The 17,301-nt window shown below is 39.1% G+C and carries 15 protein-coding genes and 1 tRNA gene; 13 read left to right on the top strand and 3 right to left on the bottom strand.

Translation table 11 applies throughout. The features are described from left to right. Positions 1–425: 425 nt before the first annotated feature. The 10 genes from NSMS1_RS20900 (at position 426) to NSMS1_RS20945 (ending at position 12,783) form a co-directional block, all read left to right on the top strand. Complete coding sequence (locus NSMS1_RS20900) at positions 426–1,532, top strand: glycosyltransferase family 2 protein (RefSeq protein ID WP_224086667.1); 1,107 nt, start codon at positions 426–428, stop codon at positions 1,530–1,532. 60 nt (positions 1,533–1,592) lie between these two features. Beyond that, complete coding sequence (locus NSMS1_RS20905; RefSeq protein ID WP_224086668.1) at positions 1,593–3,386, top strand: ABC transporter ATP-binding protein; 1,794 nt, start codon at positions 1,593–1,595, stop codon at positions 3,384–3,386. A 2-nt stretch (positions 3,387–3,388) separates the two neighbouring features. Beyond that, a complete protein-coding gene (locus NSMS1_RS20910; protein WP_224086669.1) occupies positions 3,389–4,600 on the top strand; it encodes a glycosyltransferase family 2 protein in 1,212 nt (403 codons plus the stop codon). Then, positions 4,597–5,970, top strand: a complete 1,374-nt coding sequence (locus NSMS1_RS20915) for a glycosyltransferase family 2 protein (protein WP_224086670.1) — start codon at positions 4,597–4,599, stop codon at positions 5,968–5,970. The genes NSMS1_RS20910 and NSMS1_RS20915 overlap by 4 nt, the downstream gene beginning before the upstream one ends. Positions 5,971–5,972: 2 nt before the next feature. Then, a complete protein-coding gene (locus tag NSMS1_RS20920) occupies positions 5,973–6,971 on the top strand; it encodes a glycosyltransferase (protein ID WP_224086671.1) in 999 nt (332 codons plus the stop codon). Positions 6,972–6,976: 5 nt separating this feature from the next. Then, the gene (locus NSMS1_RS20925; protein WP_224086672.1) at positions 6,977–7,741 is read left to right on the top strand and encodes a class I SAM-dependent methyltransferase; all 765 of its coding nucleotides are present in this window, start codon (positions 6,977–6,979) and stop codon (positions 7,739–7,741) included. Between the two features lie 10 nt (positions 7,742–7,751). After that, positions 7,752–9,293 carry an ArnT family glycosyltransferase gene (locus NSMS1_RS20930; RefSeq protein WP_224086673.1) on the top strand — a complete coding sequence of 514 codons (1,542 nt, stop codon included), beginning with the start codon at positions 7,752–7,754 and terminating at the stop codon, positions 9,291–9,293. 10 nt (positions 9,294–9,303) lie between these two features. Next, the gene (locus tag NSMS1_RS20935; RefSeq protein ID WP_224086674.1) at positions 9,304–10,641 is read left to right on the top strand and encodes a glycosyltransferase family 4 protein; all 1,338 of its coding nucleotides are present in this window, start codon (positions 9,304–9,306) and stop codon (positions 10,639–10,641) included. Beyond that, positions 10,625–11,782 (top strand): glycosyltransferase family 2 protein, encoded by a 1,158-nt coding sequence (locus tag NSMS1_RS20940; RefSeq protein WP_224086675.1) that lies wholly within the window; start codon positions 10,625–10,627, stop codon positions 11,780–11,782. Before NSMS1_RS20935 ends, NSMS1_RS20940 begins: the two co-directional genes overlap by 17 nt. A 158-nt stretch (positions 11,783–11,940) precedes the next feature. After that, on the top strand, positions 11,941–12,783 hold the full coding sequence (locus tag NSMS1_RS20945; protein WP_224086676.1) for a lysophospholipid acyltransferase family protein: 843 nt from the start codon (positions 11,941–11,943) through the stop codon (positions 12,781–12,783). A 95-nt stretch (positions 12,784–12,878) separates the two neighbouring features. On the opposite strand, the gene NSMS1_RS20950 is transcribed toward NSMS1_RS20945, so the two are convergent. The 3 genes from NSMS1_RS20950 to yidD all read right to left on the bottom strand — a co-directional run bounded on the left by NSMS1_RS20950 (position 12,879) and on the right by yidD (position 14,765). Then, complete coding sequence (locus NSMS1_RS20950; RefSeq protein WP_224086677.1) at positions 12,879–13,733, bottom strand: SDR family oxidoreductase; 855 nt, start codon at positions 13,731–13,733, stop codon at positions 12,879–12,881. Positions 13,734–13,846: 113 nt separating this feature from the next. Then, the gene (locus NSMS1_RS20955) at positions 13,847–14,065 is read right to left on the bottom strand and encodes a hypothetical protein (RefSeq protein WP_411908694.1); all 219 of its coding nucleotides are present in this window, start codon (positions 14,063–14,065) and stop codon (positions 13,847–13,849) included. A gap of 448 nt (positions 14,066–14,513) precedes the next feature. Beyond that, positions 14,514–14,765, bottom strand: a complete 252-nt coding sequence (gene yidD, locus NSMS1_RS20960) for a membrane protein insertion efficiency factor YidD (RefSeq protein ID WP_224086679.1) — start codon at positions 14,763–14,765, stop codon at positions 14,514–14,516. Between the two features lie 61 nt (positions 14,766–14,826). On the opposite strand from yidD, the gene NSMS1_RS20965 reads away from it, so the two are divergent. The 3 genes from NSMS1_RS20965 (at position 14,827) to NSMS1_RS20975 (ending at position 17,289) form a co-directional block, all read left to right on the top strand. Next, a complete protein-coding gene (locus tag NSMS1_RS20965; RefSeq protein ID WP_224086680.1) occupies positions 14,827–15,534 on the top strand; it encodes a diacylglycerol/polyprenol kinase family protein in 708 nt (235 codons plus the stop codon). Between the two features lie 107 nt (positions 15,535–15,641). After that, positions 15,642–15,713, top strand: a tRNA-Gln gene (locus NSMS1_RS20970). Positions 15,714–16,167: 454 nt separating this feature from the next. Then, a complete protein-coding gene (locus NSMS1_RS20975; protein ID WP_224086681.1) occupies positions 16,168–17,289 on the top strand; it encodes an alpha/beta hydrolase in 1,122 nt (373 codons plus the stop codon). Positions 17,290–17,301 lie beyond the last annotated feature (12 nt).

Below are 17,301 nucleotides of genomic sequence, written 5' to 3' on the forward strand. Positions count from 1 at the left end.
CAATAACTACTTCAATTAAAGAATATTTTTTTATTATAACAATAATTTATGTATTAAAAACGACTTTTATTTTTTAAATAAATACTGTGTGTTTACAGATATATCCTTAATTTGTAACACATTGAACGATAAGTATAATTATATTCAGTTACATAAATCACGCATAATTTTTCTTTGGTACAGCATTTTGTCAGGGGCTTAAAGGCGATCGCCGTAAAAAATCAGACAAAATTCTGGTAAGGTGAAAGGCATAGATAAAAACTAGTCTGACTTTTAAAGTCATTCCTTGTTTTTAGTGACTAGAAACTACTAACTACTGCTGAATTTACTCGCTCATCATGATTTTGTTAAGGGTGTTTTTTGCTTGATCACACCTTCTAATGTTTCATGTTGTAATAGTTAATTTTGAGGAATACTCAAAGCGAATGAAAGCAAATGTTCCCTTGGTTTCAGTTATTATCCCCGCCTATAATGCAGAAAAATTTATAGGTAGAACATTGCAGTCAGTTTTATCTCAAACTTATAGAAACATCGAAGTTTTAGTTGTTGATGATGGTTCTCAGGATAAAACGGCTGAAATAGTCGCATCTATGGCTCGGATAGACAATCGTGTTAGATTACTAAAGCAGTCAAATCAAGGAGTAGCGATCGCACGTAACTTGGCAATAAATAATTCTCTAGGAGAGTACATTGCGCCGATTGATGCTGATGATATTTGGTATGCTCAAAAAATAGAAAAACAGGTGCAATGCCTAGAAAATGCAGACTCATCTGTAGGATTTGTATATGCTTGGACTGCATTAATTGATGAAGATGACAATATTATTGGTAAGTATAATTCTTGGTATTATTCACACATACATAGTGTAGAGGGAGATGTTTATAAACATCTCTTATACACCAACTTTATTGGCAATGCTAGTGTGCCGTTAATTCGTCGCGTCTGTTTTGATCAAGTTGGTGGTTTTAATAGCGAACTAAAAAAACAAAATGCTCAAGGATGTGAAGATTGGGATATATATTTACGAATAGCTGAATATTATCAATTCTCTGTGGTACGAGAATTTTTAGTGGGCTATCGTCAAGTTAGTGGCAGTATGTCGAGGTCATATATATCGATGGCAAAATCCTATGATTTAATGATGCTTGACTTTCGACGAAAACATCCAGAAATGCCCACTTATATTTTTAACTGGTCTGCTAGTTATTTTCGCTACTATTTAGCATTACAAAGTCTTAAATGTGATGACTATCGACAAACTCTAATTTGGTTATACAAAGCAGTTAGGTTGGATTTTATATTACTTTGGCATACAGGTATATATAAGTGTATATTGCAGATGCTCATGCAAATAAGCAAGAAGATAATCAACAACAATTCTCTGGATTTTTCTCGGTTAAGTGATGACGCTAAATATTCTCAGCACAAGCATGATGTTACACAAATCAAAATTCAGGATCAAGAACCAAGACCTTGGAAGATATATGATATTGTCTTATCTCAAAGATGGTCTAATTTAGGGCAAAATTAGAATTAACTTGTTTTGACAACAAGCTACAAAAAATAGCAGAGCTATTTTAAACTAAACAACATGAAGAAAAATAATATATATAGAAATATATTATCTATTTTAAAGTTTTATCCTTGGGCAATTCCTGTAATTGTTATTCTAGGGACACTATCCTCTTTTTTTGAAGGCATAGGCATCAGTTTATTTATACCTTTGCTGCAAAGTCTGGACAATTCTGCTTTGACGACAGGTAACAACAACTTTTTAGTTGTTGCTCTTAATCAAATATTTGTTCATGTTTCTTCTAGTAACCGTTTAATAATTATTGCTATTGCCATCGTTGCCAGTATTCTGCTTAAAAATTTGTTGATATATGGTAATAGTATTTTATTTGCATGGTTCAATTCGCGCATTGGTCATGACCTACGCGCCAAGATTTATCACCAGCTTTTAAGCATTAGCTACAGTTTTTTAGAAGGCAATGAATCAGGTAAACTGATGAATACTTTGGCTTCGGAAACTTGGCGGACTGGTCAGGCTTTATCAGCATTTGTTAACTTAATCACTACTTGTTGCACAATCTCCGTATTCACTATTTTGTTGTTATTGCTTTCTTGGCAATTAACTGTATTAGTGGCTATTCTCATGGCACTAATATCTACTAGTATTCAGCTAGTGACAAGGCGAGTAAAATATTTAGGACAACAAGCAGTCGAAAGCAATTCCGCTTTAGCAACCAGAATGTGGGAAGGGTTAGCGGGAATGAAGGTAATTCGTGCTTTTGGGCGTGAAGATTATGAGCAAGAACGTTTCGATAGAGTTTCTAAAAAGGTACGTAGTACATTTTTTAAACTTGATGTTCTTTCTGCCAGCGTTACCCCCATATCTGAGGTTTTATCAGCAGTTTTATTAGTGTGTATTTTAGTTATTACATTACTACAAGATAGAAGTTCTCTACCACGGCTGTTAACTTTTATTTTTATCCTCTACCGCTTACAACCACAGGTAAAACAACTAGATGCTGCACGGGTAAGTTTAATTACTTTATCGAGTGCAGTAGATGATGTTATGTCTCTCTTGGATGATGCTGATAAACCTTATATTCGTTCTGGCAATTTTAGTTTAAAAAAAATCCAAAAAGGCATATATTTTCAATCTGTAAGCTTTGCTTACAATGCTACAGACAAGCCTGCTGTTCAAGATATTTCTCTTTTCATTCCTCAAGGTAAAACGACAGCTATAGTAGGGCCTTCCGGTGCGGGTAAATCCACAATTATCGGCTTGATATGTCGATTTTATAATTTAGAAATAGGGGAAATCTATATTGATGACTATCCTCTCAAAGAACTAAATTTACATGATTGGCGTGAGCAAATTGCTATTGTTAGCCAAGATGTGCATATGTTTAGTACGACAATTTTAGAAAATATTGCTTATGGTCGTTTAGACGCAACAGAAGCGGAAATTATCGCAGCAGCCAAGCTGGCAAATGCCCATCAATTTATTAGTGAATTACCTCAAGGATATGATACCAAAGTAGGCGATCGCGGTGTGCGCCTATCGGGTGGCCAGAGACAACGCATCGCCCTAGCACGGGCCATAGTCCGCAACCCGGAGATTTTGATTCTCGATGAAGCCACAAATGCTCTTGACAGTATTTCCGAACATTTAATTCAAGAAGCACTTAATACCCTTAGTGACAATCGTACCGTCATTGTAATTGCCCATCGCCTCGCCACTATCGAACAAGCAGACAAAATCATTGTGTTAAATTCTGGAAAAGTCGTTGAACAAGGTAATTTACAAGATTTACTCAAGCTAAACGGGTTATTCACGCAACTTTATAATTTACAACATCGTAATGCTCATATATAGTTATGCCCTATAAAATTAAAGAAATAGAATTAACAAAACCTTTGCCTGATATCTCCTTATCTCCAGATGAAACAGGTATGGCTCTAATTGTGCGGCGTAATGATAAACCTGTTGGGTTTGTGATCCAGCAATTTCCGGTAAAAAGTTTGATTTATAGCGAGGAAATAGCTCAACTAATTGCTAAAGAAATTGGCAGTAAACTAATTCAAGAATATTTACAAGAAGAAATAAAGCCAATTATTAACTTAGCTCTCTTTCCCTCACTTACTATTGCTATTTGTACTAAAGACAGACCTGATAATTTAGCGCGGTGTTTACATTCTTTAAAGGAATTATTACAACAAGCCCTAGAATTAGACGTATTAGTTATAGATAATGCCCCTTCTGACGATCGCACACAAAAATTAGTCGGTTCATTACCTTGGGTGCGTTACGTTCGAGAACCAAAACCAGGATTAGATTTTGCTAGAAATAAAGCTCTACAATCAGCCAAGGGAGAATTTCTCGCTTTTCTTGATGATGATGTAGTTGTAGATAGGAGATGGTTAACAGGATTAATCACAGCTTGGCAGGAAAATCCTGATGCGGCGGCGTTTACAGGTTTAGTTTTACCTTATGAATTAGAGACAGAAGCGCAAATCCTGTTTGAACAAAGAGGAGGGTTTCGCCGTGGGTTTCAAAAAATTCGTTACGGGCAAATTTTACCAGGAAATCCTCTACATCCCTGTGGCGCGGGTATATTTGGTGCAGGATGTAATATGGCATTTCGGCGGGAAGTTTTATTAAAAATCGGCGGATTTGATGAAGCTTTAGACACAGGCGCACCCTTACCCGGCGGTGGAGATTTGGATATTTTTTATCGGGTAATTCGCGCAGGTTATACCCTAGTGTATGAGCCTGAATATTTGGTATTTCATCAACATCGGCGGGAATATGAAAAGCTACAACGTCAATACTGGAGTTGGGGTTTAGGATTCATGGCTTTTGTGATCAAAGCTTATCAAACAGACCCACCACAACGTTCTAAGTTACGCGCTCTCATCTGGTGGTGGGTGAAGTATCAACTCAAGCAATTAAGAGATAGTTGGCGAGGAAATCATGTCTTACCAATAAACATGATTTTGGCAGAAATGTGGGGTGGTATTGTTGGCTTTTTTGGAGAATATCCTCGTTCCATGAAACGAATTGAAACGATTCGGAGGCAATTTTCATGAGTAATTTTGCTCCTTGGAAAATATTACATATTGACTTGAGTGAAGATATTCCCGAACTCAATCTTGAACCTCATTATCAAGGGATATATGCTGTTTTTTGGTGGCGCGGTATCCCTCTTGGCGATCGCCAAATTTTCGCTTCCCAGTTACCCTTACCCGCCAGCGCACTACGGAATCTCGCTATAGAAGCCATCACCCCAGCTATTGGCGATCGCCTCCTCGAAAACGGCTTCAAAGCACCTTTACCCGTGGTTTATCCTGATCCTGCATGGGATAAGCCACCAGATTTGCAGGCTTTGTTGGCTTTGCAGCAACCCCTGCAACAACTCCAACAAACCTACGCGCAACCAGTTAATAATTCTATATCTATAGTCATTTGTACACGTAATCGACCAGAACAACTAGCACGATGTTTGCGATCGCTACTTAATTTATCTCAACCACCACAACAAATTATCGTCGTTGATAATGCACCACAAGACGAAACCACACGAGGGATAGTTGCACAAATACCCCAAGTGCAGTATATACTAGAACCCACACCAGGACTAAGCAGAGCGCGGAATACAGGTATTCGTCACGCTACTGGAGAGATTATTGCTTTTACAGATGATGATGTAGAAGTCCACCCAGACTGGTGTGTGCGTTTACAGCAAGCCTTTATCAATCCCCAAGTCTTAGCAGTCACAGGACTGATGCTCCCGGCTGAACTGGAGACAGAAGCACAATACATCTTCCATCAAGGCTCAGGCGGTTCAGCTTGGGATTACCGCGCCATCAATTATGATAGGCAGTTTTTTGCCAATATGCAGCATCGCGGTGTTCCGGTGTGGCGCATTGGAGCTGGTGCAAACATGGCTTTTCGCCGTCAAGCATTTGAATTAGTCGGGTACTTCGACGAACGACTAGGCGCAGGCGCATCTGGATGTAGTGAGGATTCGGAAATGTGGTACAGAATCTTGGCTGAAGGTGGGATTTGTCGTTATGAACCCACATCTGTAGTTTTTCATTACCATCGCCGTGACATTACAGCTTTTAAATCCCAAGCTTATCAATATATGCGTGGTCATGTGGCAGCTTTATTAATACAGTTTGCTAACTACCAACACTGGGGGAATTTGCGGCGGTTGTGTCTCACCTTGCCTAAATATTATGTTGCCTCAATTTTGCGATCGCTCAAACATGGTTTTGCACCGCGATATAGTTCTGTGTTTACAGAGATATTAGGTTGTGTATCGGGAATCCAGTTTTATCTCAACAATAGAAAAAAGCCGGCATGGTCAATTCCTGTGAATAATTCCCAATCCCCTACACAAAGCAATCTACAAAATTCACAATTAATCACCTCATCGATAAAGCCAGGTAATTAAATATGGATAAACTCATATCTATTGACTTAATTATTTGCACTTACAACAACGCTGGCTTACTCGATCAAGTTTTAAATAAAATTGCTCAACAACAGGTTCCAGCTAATGTAAAATGGACAGTTTTAGTTGTCAATAATAACTGCACTGATGCAACCCCAGCCGTTGTAGAAAAATACATCCAATCTTACAGCATACCTCAATTATCTATGGTTTTAGAGCCGAAACAAGGCTTGAATCATGCTCGTGCTTGCGGTATTCAAAATACTACCGGAGATTGGTTTGCCTTTGTTGATGATGATTGTATGTTAGATTCTGATTGGGTAGCGCAAGCCGCTAAATTTGCTGCTATGAATCCAGATTGTGGTGCATTTGGTGGCAAAGTAATTTTAGATTGGGAAACGCCGCCACCTGCTTATGTATTAAAGTATGGTTATTCTTTTGCCCAACAAGACCACGGCATGGATATTATGCAGCCTACTTGTTTAGTTGGTGCAGGATTAATTATTAGTAGAAAAGCCATTTTAGATACTAACTGGCTGAACGAGCAATTTTTAAGCGATCGCGTAGGTAAAAAGTTAGTTTCTGGCGGTGATGTCGAAATTGTTTTACGCATCCGCAGCGCCGGGTACGCTATTTGGTACAATCCCGCCTGCAAATTACTACACTATATTCCCGCCAGACGTACCGAACATCAATACATAGTTAATATCAATTACGGTTTAGGAATTAGTCAGTTAATGGGGGATAGCTTAACTTGGAGTGATTCCTATAAACAACTGATTCTAGAATCTATTTATTCAACCTTCATAGCTACAGTTGAAATTGCTAAACAAGCGCTAAAAGTTAGGTTAAAGCGCGGTTATCTAGAAGTCGCAGAAATTCCTATTGTTTGGGGTTTTATTCGCGGCAAATGGACGGGGATATTAAGACTAGTCAAAATGAATCAAGAAGAACGTCAAAAATTGATAGGTTCTGCAAAATTAGTTCATGTAAATAATTAGATAATATGGTTACTTTATCTGTTAAACCCAATCATTTCAAACTACCTTTAGAGGAATTTTTAGCTGGCAATCCTTTTCCCGAACCATTAACTCAGGGCTTCTTTTATCGGGAAAAAATGCGTGCTATTCATCATATCGCCCCTGATCAAGAATTACCAAAAATTCTCGAAGTCGGTGGTGGGCAAAGTGGCTTAACAGCTTTACTTTATCCCCAAGCCAAAATCACCAATATAGACTTTAATCCTGAATATGCCAAAGCACCTTGTAATCAACAAGAACGAGTCAATTTCGTTTGTGGTGATGCGACATCTTTACCCTTTGCAGATGCCTCCTTTGATGCGGTGACAATGTTCGATTTATTAGAACACGTACCAGATGATCAAAAAGCCATATCAGAGGCTTTAAGAGTATTACGTCCACAAGGATTTTTGTTAATTAGTACCCCCAACGAAAACTGGCGCTTTCCCTATTACAAATTTATGCAATATATTTGTCCTAACGAAGCTGAAGTAATGGCAGAATGGGGTCATGTCAGACGAGGTTACACCTTAGCAGAACTTCAAGCTTTAATAAAATTACCTTGTGAGAAATATGCTACTTTCATCAATCCATTAACTGTTCTAGGTCATGATATAGCATTTTCTAAATTATCCCATCGCCAGCGTCGCATTTTATGTAAGATTCTCAGCCCTGTAACCTGGGCTAGTTATTACCTGCACAAGCCGCAAGCATTAGGCACAGAAACAGCTTCAGTTTGGCAAAAAGCCTAAAATTGGAATCATGAAAAATAGCCGTTCCTTTTATCTATTAATAGCCATATTGATGGTAGCAGCTATACTGCGGCTTCAACACATCAATCAGCCATTTGATGATGCTTTTAGTTGGCGACAGTCTAGTACGGCGATGATGGCAGAAAATTTCTATCGTCGAAACTGGAATATTTTTTACCCGGAAGTAAGTTGGCACGGGCCAGGGCCTAGTTACAATGGACGGGAATTTCAAACAGTAAGTTATATAGCTGCACTTTTATATATTCCCTTTGGTCAACAGGACTGGATAAGTCGTTTAATTCCAGTCATATTTGGTTTATGGGGGATATTTGCTTTATATCAACTCGTCCGTCGTGTGTGGGATGAAGAACACGCGCTGGCGAGTGCGACAATGATGGCGATTTTACCTGGAAGTATTTTTATTGAAAGGTCGTTTCTCCCCGACCCGGCAATGGTTTCACTGGTGACGACTAGTTTTTGGATGCTAGTAGTATATGTGCAAACCGAACGCTTTCGCTATCTGATGCTGGCAAGTGCGATCGCCACTTGGGGTTTATTAACCAAAATTCCCGGCTTAATTGTCGGTATACCAATGCTTTACGCAGTTCTCACAATCCTCGCCAGTAGGAGAACTCTCAATTACAAAAAGTTAGTGATCATCGGTCTGGCGGGTGTAATCACCTTCTTACCAATATTAGTTTATTATCTTTGGGCGAGACATCTTGCCCTTTCCTATCCGCCTTATCATTTTGCTGGTTCAGGTAACTGGCTTTGGCATCAAGGTTTACAGACATGGTGGGAGCATAAAATTTTTTTTCCTCTTCTCAGCCAGCGTTTTCGTGGTTGGATGTGGACTTTACCAATCATCATTCTGGTTGTATTCGGTCTTTTGTGTAAACCTCCAGGGAAAGGAGATAAATACAAAGCACCCTGGTTATTTCACTGGTGGTTACTAGCAGGCGTTCTTTACTACATCATTGGAGCCAAGGAACTTGTTGATAATCCTTGGAATTTCCATATTATCAATCCTGCTGGTGCGGCACTGGCAGGTCATGGAATCGTTGTCATTACCTCTTTTGCTTCCCGTATTTTTGGCTCACCCACCTCATTATTATTAGCAGGATTAATTATCTTGCTCATTGCTAAGGTCGGAATTAATAGCCTGACCTATATGTATTTGCCATATGCCAACCATAGTTACAAACTAGGGTTAGCCTTACGCCAACTTAGCCAACCTAGTGAATTAGTGATCACTATGGCTAATGATTTAGGTGATCCTATTCCTATCTACTATAGTCGGCGGAGAGGTTGGGTATTTCCGCCAGCGCAAAAAGACCAATCTTGGGCTGAATTACCTCAAGATGACAATCAATCCATTCAACTATTTGAGAATCTGCGTGTTGAGGGTGCTGATTGGTTTGGAGTTGTCAACAATCAGTTGCAAGAACTTCGGCAAAACCATCTTAAATTCTTGCAATACATCGAGCGTACTTGTCAACGTGAACAAGAAAATGGAGAGTTTGTAATTTATCGCATCCTCAAGCAAAAATAATCTTCAGCTCATGAGTAACCAACCATACACCATAGCCCTTTTACATTGGGGCGATTTAATTGAAGATTTTTTAGACACCATTGGCGTGAACTTTGAGGGTTTTTGCAACGAAATGTCCGGCGGCTGGATGTTTGGGTACATCGAGGCGTTAAAGTTAGCCAATGTGCGGACGGTACTTTTTTGTATTTCCGCGCGGGTGAATGAACCTGTGCGTCACACACACAAGCCGACAGGTGCAACTATCTGTGTACTACCTGCACCTAAACTTTATCAAGTTGTGCGCCGTCCCATGTTGCAGCCTTACGGCTGGACTATCAAAGAGGTATTTGGTGATGTGTCGGGTATCCGTCGTCATTTGTTAGCAGTGCTGAGAGACGCTGCACCTTATCTAGCCACCCCAATCTTACATCTTGCCCGTGAACTGCGGCGTGAAGGATGCCAAGCTATTTTGTGTCAAGAATATGAATATGGGCGGTTTGATGTTTGCGTATTGTTGGGGCGATTAATTAACTTACCTGTATTTGCCACTTTTCAAGGCGGAGACTTTCAACTTTCGCGCTGGGAACGTTTTTTACGTCCCCTGACACTCTCAGCTTGTGCTGGTTTAGTTGTAGCCACCCAAACCGAAGCCCAGAGGTTACAGTCTCACTACAATTTCCCATCTGCAAAGATAGCTAGGATTTTTAACCCGATGGATGTAGCGCATTGGCATAAACATGATTTTACTCAAGCCAGAACAACTTTAAATATTCCCTTAGATGCCCAGGTTGTAGTTTACCACGGGCGGATAGAAATCTATCGTAAAGGGCTAGATATCCTCATGGATGCTTGGCAACATATCTGTCAACAGCGTCCTGATAGAGATTTAAGGTTACTACTTGTAGGTACTGGTTCTGACGCAGAAAAGTTAGCTCAATTAATTGCTGAGAAGCAGCTACCTGGGGTGATTTGGAAAAATGAATATATCCGCGATCGCCATACTATCCAACTCTATTTATCGGCTGCTGATGTCTACACCTTGCCTTCGCGTCACGAAGGTTTCCCTGTCGCCCCCATCGAAGCCATGTCTTGCAGCTTACCAATAGTAGCCACAAATGCCCCTGGTGTACCTGATATTTTGCCAAACGGGGAATTATCAGGAGGAATTATTGTACCCCGTGAAGATAGCACAGCCTTAGCTCAAGCCCTTGGTTTCATCTTAGACAACCCAACTTGGGGGCAGGAACTAGGTAAACGCGCCCGAGATCGCGCCGAAACAGCCTTTTCTCTAGAAGCGATTGGCCAGCAACTACGAGAATTTTTATCTATACAAATTGATTCTGGTAAAGATTATGAGCGAATCAGTTAATAATGAAATATTATCAAAATCAACAAATATTTTACCTTTAGTATCAGTAATTATCCCCGCCTATAATGCAGCAAATTTTATAGAAAGAACTTTAAATTCTGTTATTAATCAGACTTATACCAACATCGAAGTCATAGTTGTAGATGATGGCTCTCAAGACGGAACATCTGCGATCGTCCAATCAATGATGCAAAAAGATCAGCGTATTCAATTATTATATCAAACTAATGCCGGAGTAGCTGCGGCTCGAAACTTAGCAATCAAACAGGCGCAAGGAGAATTTATTGCCCCAATCGATGCTGATGATATTTGGTATCCGCAAAATTTAGCAAAGCAAGTACAACGTTTCCAAGAATCAGATTCATCTGTAGGATTAGTTTACTCTTGGTCAGTTGTTATTGATAGTGAAGATAATCCTAGTGGTGATTTTCATATTTCTGAGTATGAGGGTGACGTTTATATTGCCCTTTTATATAAAAACTTTCTAGGAAATGCTAGTTCTACCTTAGTTCGCCGTAGTTGTTTTGACATAGTAGGTTTGTATGATTGCGAATTTAAAGCCAAAGGTTGTCAAGGTTGTGAAGATTGGGATCTTTATTTACGAATTGCCGAACATTATCAAGTCAGAATAGTCAAAGAATTTCTAGTTGGCTACCGCCAGACTACGAGTAGTATGTCCCATAATTATAGTTCGATGGTAAATTCCCAGCAATCTGTATTAGCGTTAATTCAGAAAAAGCATCCTGAAATTCCTCACGTTATTTATCGATGGTCTTGTAGTCTTTTTTATATCTATATAGCACGTAAAAGTAGTGTATCTGGCAAAAACATTGAAACTTTACTTTGCTTATATAAAGCATTAAAATTAGATTTTTCTATGACATTACTTAGACACGATTTGTATATACAACCTATTAAAATTTTTCTCAATTCATTTACCAGGACATTTGAGTTTTTATTTCCCAATAACTCTAAATTTTTAATCAAAAATCAAGATAACTATCCTCAAAATCTAAAGATTGAGAATGTGGAGAAAATAATAAAATTAAAGAGGATTTTACCCGCCAAGATATATGAAAATTGGCGGATTAATTGGTTATCTAAGAAAATAGCGGTTCAAAAATATAGAGTCACAGGGTGATACTGTAGTAGATAGCGATCGCCTATATTTTGTAGCCTTTGGTTTTTGAGAAAAATTAACTATTAACTATTTGTTGGCTAAATAATTCCCACCTGAGCAGATTTGAAAACTCAGGTAGGAATCATATAGTTATAAGTATGCTTATCAATAATCAAGTGATGACTACATCTACTCCTATCCCAGGCTCATCGCTAACGAAACGCGATCCTCAAGTAATTGAATCATTAATGCCGATTTGGGAATGGTTTTACCGTTACTACTTTCGAGTTCAAACTGATGGATGGCATCATATCCCAACAGAGGGTAAAGTCCTGCTGGTTGGTTCTCATAATGGCGGCATGGCTTCCCCTGACCTTGTAATGATGATGTATGATTGGTTTTCTAGATTTGGCACTCAACGTTCAGTATATGGACTAATGCACCCCTACGCTTGGAGGGTGAGTCCACAAATAGCCAACCTAGCACAGAAAGTTGGAGCCATTACTGCCCATCCCAAAGTAGCAAGTGCTGCATTTGACACAGGTGCAAGCGTTCTCGTTTACCCTGGAGGACAATATGATATGTTTCGTCCCCATAGTCAACGCTATAAAATTAATTTTGCAGGTCATCGCGGTTTTATCAAACTGGCTTTAAAAAAAGAAGTTCCTATTATTCCCGTCATATCAGTAGGCGCTCACGATACTTTAATTGTTTTAGGTGATTGCTACGATTTAGTCAAACAATTGCATCAATGGGGCTTACCCTGGTTATATCGAGTAGATCCAGGCGTTTTTCCTATATATTTAGGTTTACCTTGGGGTGTAGCTATTGGGCCTCTACCAAATATTCCCTTACCTGTGCAAATTCATACTCGTGTTTGTCCTCCCATCATTTTTGAAAATTATGGCAAAGATGCGGCAAGAAATCGTAAATATGTAGATGAGTGTTATCAATTAGTCCATACTCAAATGCAACAAGAATTAGACAATTTAGCGCAGACAGCAACAAATCGTGAGTGCTGAGTTATGAGTGCTGTTAGCGGAAGCGGGGCGTTCAGCCCGTGCTGAGTGCCGAGTGCTGAGTTGTAAGTAAGAATTTCTCCCTCATCTCCTCCATTTCATAACCAACACTCTGCGTAATCCTCAATATACTGTCGTATTGTGATTGGTGAACGATTAAGCAATTGTTCTGTATCCGATGTAATCAAACCTGCTAATCCTAATCGAGCAGTGGTGTAGATTGCTACCATCACGAAAATAAAATCTATTGGCAAACCCGATGAGTGCGTTTGCTGTACAAACTTTAGTAGAGAAGGATTGTAGCGTATCGGTTTACCTAAAACTGATGTGAAGATATCCGCGACATCATAATAAGTCAAAGCTTCTTTACCTGTAAGCGTATAGGCGCGTGATTGATGCCCATCTTCAATTAAAGTCCGAACTGCAACAGCCGCAATATCTCGCACATCTATAAAACTGGTTTTGCCGTTACCTGTCGGCATCAGCAATTCACCACGAGTTTTAATATCTTCGCGGTGAGTAGTGTTGAGATTTTGCATAAAGAAACTGCACCGTAAAAAAGTTGCAGGTATACCCAATTGATCAATATAACGTTCAATTTTTGAGTGCGGTACAAAAGAGTTGCGTTCAGCGCCTAATAACGAAAGAAACACAATATGCTCAACTCCTGCAAGTTTTGCGGCATTTAGTGCTGGGGCAATTTGTTGGCGAACATTAGCAAGAGCCGGTGGACGCACTAGAAACAGTTTATCAACTTCTTTAAAAGCTTTTGTAAAGGTGTCGGGGTTGGTAAAGTCAAAGGGGATACATTGGACATTACTACCTAATATCTGTTTAGCTTTTAGGGGATTCCTCACTCCTGCACAGACATGACAATTTTGCAATAGCAGCAAGTGAACAACTTCTTGGCCGACATTTCCTGTCGCACCCGTCACTAAAATTTTCTGCATCATTAACAATTCCTGTTACAGCTTTGGCTTGTGGCTGTACCAAGCTTGAGAAACTTCTTAACAGATGCTACGCCCCCATTTAGACGATCGCATCTACATAGAGTTAGGTATATTACTCATTCTTCGCTGATTAAGGTAAACTCACCCAACACTAACGAGACTACCACCTCAGACGAATCCTCATTCTCTACTTGAATTAACCAGCGTTGGTTTGCTGGACTATCTGAGTTGGACTCTCGACCACGAACTACCCCATATTTTCCAGCTACATAGGCAGGGCTTAAAATCAGGACTCTATCTCCTACTTGAATACGCGCTGAGTTTTCCAAAAACACTCCTGACACTATGGGCTTTGGTGATGATTAAGTTCATTTACACAACGTATAATTTTAACTAAAAATGACTTATTTAATAATCTTTTCTTAATCTAGCTAGTGTATATAACTCTTGCTTGGGGTAACTTCCTCGCCAAAACCCAAATAGTGTTATCATCCATTCCAGGTATGCCGACTGAAAAAGCTAATTAATTTTCCCAATAGTTAAACTTGGCTTGTAGCAAATATCACCAATTTTGTGATAAACCCGTTTGCATGAGGTAATCTCAAACCTATGCTACGTATTACTTTTTGAATAGTGTAATCCGGTTGTAAGTAAGTCGGTGGGAAAAAACAAAGCTAAGTTAAGAAAGGTAAACAAGGCTATAACCCTCTTCCCTCCTGCCTTCTGCCTCCTGCCTTGCCATAGCGATAATTTTTAACACTGAGCTACTTAATTCGCTATAATTTACTCCCCATTGCCATCATGATGACAACAACGATCGCCTACTTCCGGCACAGGATCATAACCACCTGGATGGAAGGGATGACAGCGTAAGATGCGGCGAGTTGCCATCCAGCCACCACGGAACACACCAAATCTTTCAATGGCTTGGATAGCATACATTGAACAAGTGGGTTGAAACCGACAAGTCGGGGGAAACAAGGGAGAAATAAACATTCTGTATCCCTTAATCAACCAAATAAATATTTGCTTCATGAGCGTCACCTAAATCTTATAAATTGTAAGAAAGGTCAAAACCGTCTATCTTGTATTATCTTTGTTAACTCTAGTTCCTCAATTAATCTCCGATCCGCCTTTGTGGCTGCAAATTACCATTGTTGCAGCTTGGGTATTTTTCATTCTAGCGATCGCTGGCTTGGTAAAACGCTTTACCACTAACGACTCGGAAATCATTCGGAAAATTGTCCATATAGGCGCGGGTCATGTTATTCTGCTGGCTTGGTGGTTAGATATTCCCGCTAGTGTGGGCATTGGCGCTTCCATTGTTGCGAGTATCGTGACTCTGCTGTCTTATATCTTCCCCATCCTCCCAGGTATCAACAGCGTGGGACGACAAAGCTTAGGCACATTCTTTTATGCTGTCAGCGTTGGCGTTTTAGTCGGGTGGTTCTGGCATATCCAACAACCCCAATATGCGGCGATCGGCATGATGGTCATGGCCTGGGGTGATGGGTTAGCCGCATTGATTGGACAGCGCTTTGGTAAGCATAAATACACGCTTCTAGGCTCACATAAAAGCTGGGAAGGCTCCTTAACTATGGCTTTAGCCAGTTATTTGGTGTGTAGTTTAATTCTACTAGGCGTAATTGGCAATGTCTGGCAAACCTGGACAGTATCACTAGTAGTTGCTTTCGTCGCCACTAGCTTAGAAGCTTTCTCCTTCTTGGGTATTGATAATCTGACCGTTCCTATAGGCAGTGCAGCCGTAGCATTTGCACTCATTCAGTTCTGGTTAGCTTCATAGAAAGGAGGTAGGGTAAAAGTCAACTCTCAGTTAAATTTCAGATTTTTTTTCCCAACTACTTGACATTACCCATATACAGACTGCTATATTAATAAAGTCGAAAGCTTTGGGGCGTCGCCAAGTGGTAAGGCATCGGGTTTTGGTCCCGACATCCCTAGGTTCGAATCCTAGCGCCCCAGTTAACTAAAATATAAAACAATCCATACTTTATAAGATTTATTATCTTACCTCTATGAAAAAAGAAGGGGTAGTGTGATACAAATCTTATTCTGAAAAAAGCTAAGTGATGAAAGTTTGTATTTGCTAGTAGTAATATTTTATTTAAGCAAGGCAAACTAAACCAAGCTTATCTCTCTGCTAAGGGACTTCCAACTAAAAAATATCCTATCACTGTGTAGGTAGGGAGAAGAAACAGTTGCGTTGAGTTCAAAAATTATTGGCATAATTTATTTCCTGGATTTTCCTAAGCTCAAAACCAAAAGCTTAGGCTTTTTTGTGGAGATTCTTAACCATTTGCTTACGTTAAAAATAGCATCAAAATATATGTTATTGTGCGACTTTACCTAATATCTTGTCTAGCAACTATAATACTAGATACAAGTACGATTTATAATAAATACCCTGCTAATATTTATGAAATATTTAGGTTATCTACTGCTGGCTCTATTTAATTTAGCACTGTTACTAAGAGCAGATAATGCTAACTGTATTGCAGCTGAAAAAATAGTTTTTCGCTATGGTTTATTAGAAGAGTCCTTACCTGTGTCTGACTTACGAAATTATGCACAGAAACAAGAGGTTTCTTCTGATTTGCAGTTTTTACTCAATTTTTTCAATCAGGAACAGAAGAAAGAATTACATCAGGCGCTACAAGTAAACATGATGCTTGATTTAGGAACTTTAGATAAATTATTAAATACAGATTTAGTTAAAGACAATTTAGCTATTGTTTCTCAAGGTATAGATCGTTCTGATGCAGCCGGAGTACAAGCACTTAACGCAGCTATTATACTGGGGGCTAATTCACCAAAAGGTTTAGGAATTGTTAGCTTTTTAGAAGCTTACCCCAGTCAACGAATAGTAATTGATATACCTAAAATATTAGAGATAGGTAATAATTTGAATTTATCTCCCAGCGAAACGCACCCTCAAGATAATTTAGCTTCCACATCTTCATGGCAGATTCAAGTTAAATATCAACAACTTGCTACTCAAAATAAAGAGTTTTCTACTTGCTTATTTGGAGATTCAGTGACGGCTGAGTTGGGTAATACATTAGGGAAAGGCACTTTTAATTTTGCGTTAAATGGTCTAAGTGGAATTTCCTTAGCTGAACAACTAAAAATTTTAATTACTAGTAAAGTTAGATGTAGGAAAGTTGTAATTGCTATTGGTGGTAATGATGCTTGGTATGGATTTAGTGATGAATTTTTTGCTAATAAACTTCAAGAATCTATTTCTCTGGTACAAGAATTAGGCGCGGATAAAATCTTTTTAATTCCTGGTTTTTATTCAACAATTGTAGCTAGTAAAAATCCCAAAATTTCAGCGACAAATGCTAGAGTCAAGCAGATTAATAATGTCATGCAGCAAGTAGCAATTAAAAATAATTTACCTTATGAAATGGAAGCAGTAGAAATCTTCAACCAAAATGATGCGTTAAAAGACAGTTTGAGTTCAGAAGATGGCGCTCATTTAAATGATGAAGGTGTAAATATTTATCGGCAAGCATTATTAAAAATAATTGCTAAATGAATTTAACTTGCA

This window comes from Nostoc sp. MS1, assembly GCF_019976755.1.
Taxonomy (GTDB): Bacteria; Cyanobacteriota; Cyanobacteriia; order Cyanobacteriales; family Nostocaceae; genus Trichormus.

Bases quoted from the DNA above. Each gene is read 5' to 3' on its own strand.
- NSMS1_RS20935 (WP_224086674.1), top strand. From the start codon at position 9,304: ATGAGTAACCAACCATACACCATAGCCCTTTTACATTGGGGCGATTTA.
- NSMS1_RS20905 (WP_224086668.1), top strand. From the start codon at position 1,593: ATGAAGAAAAATAATATATATAGAAATATATTATCTATTTTAAAGTTT.
- NSMS1_RS20950 (WP_224086677.1), bottom strand. From the start codon at position 13,733: ATGATGCAGAAAATTTTAGTGACGGGTGCGACAGGAAATGTCGGCCAA.
- NSMS1_RS20945 (WP_224086676.1), top strand. From the start codon at position 11,941: ATGACTACATCTACTCCTATCCCAGGCTCATCGCTAACGAAACGCGAT.
- NSMS1_RS20900 (WP_224086667.1), top strand. From the start codon at position 426: ATGAAAGCAAATGTTCCCTTGGTTTCAGTTATTATCCCCGCCTATAAT.
- NSMS1_RS20920 (WP_224086671.1), top strand. From the start codon at position 5,973: ATGGATAAACTCATATCTATTGACTTAATTATTTGCACTTACAACAAC.
- NSMS1_RS20915 (WP_224086670.1), top strand. From the start codon at position 4,597: ATGAGTAATTTTGCTCCTTGGAAAATATTACATATTGACTTGAGTGAA.
- NSMS1_RS20930 (WP_224086673.1), top strand. From the start codon at position 7,752: ATGAAAAATAGCCGTTCCTTTTATCTATTAATAGCCATATTGATGGTA.
- NSMS1_RS20925 (WP_224086672.1), top strand. From the start codon at position 6,977: ATGGTTACTTTATCTGTTAAACCCAATCATTTCAAACTACCTTTAGAG.
- NSMS1_RS20975 (WP_224086681.1), top strand. From the start codon at position 16,168: ATGAAATATTTAGGTTATCTACTGCTGGCTCTATTTAATTTAGCACTG.
- NSMS1_RS20910 (WP_224086669.1), top strand. From the start codon at position 3,389: ATGCCCTATAAAATTAAAGAAATAGAATTAACAAAACCTTTGCCTGAT.
- yidD (WP_224086679.1), bottom strand. From the start codon at position 14,765: ATGAAGCAAATATTTATTTGGTTGATTAAGGGATACAGAATGTTTATT.
- NSMS1_RS20940 (WP_224086675.1), top strand. From the start codon at position 10,625: ATGAGCGAATCAGTTAATAATGAAATATTATCAAAATCAACAAATATT.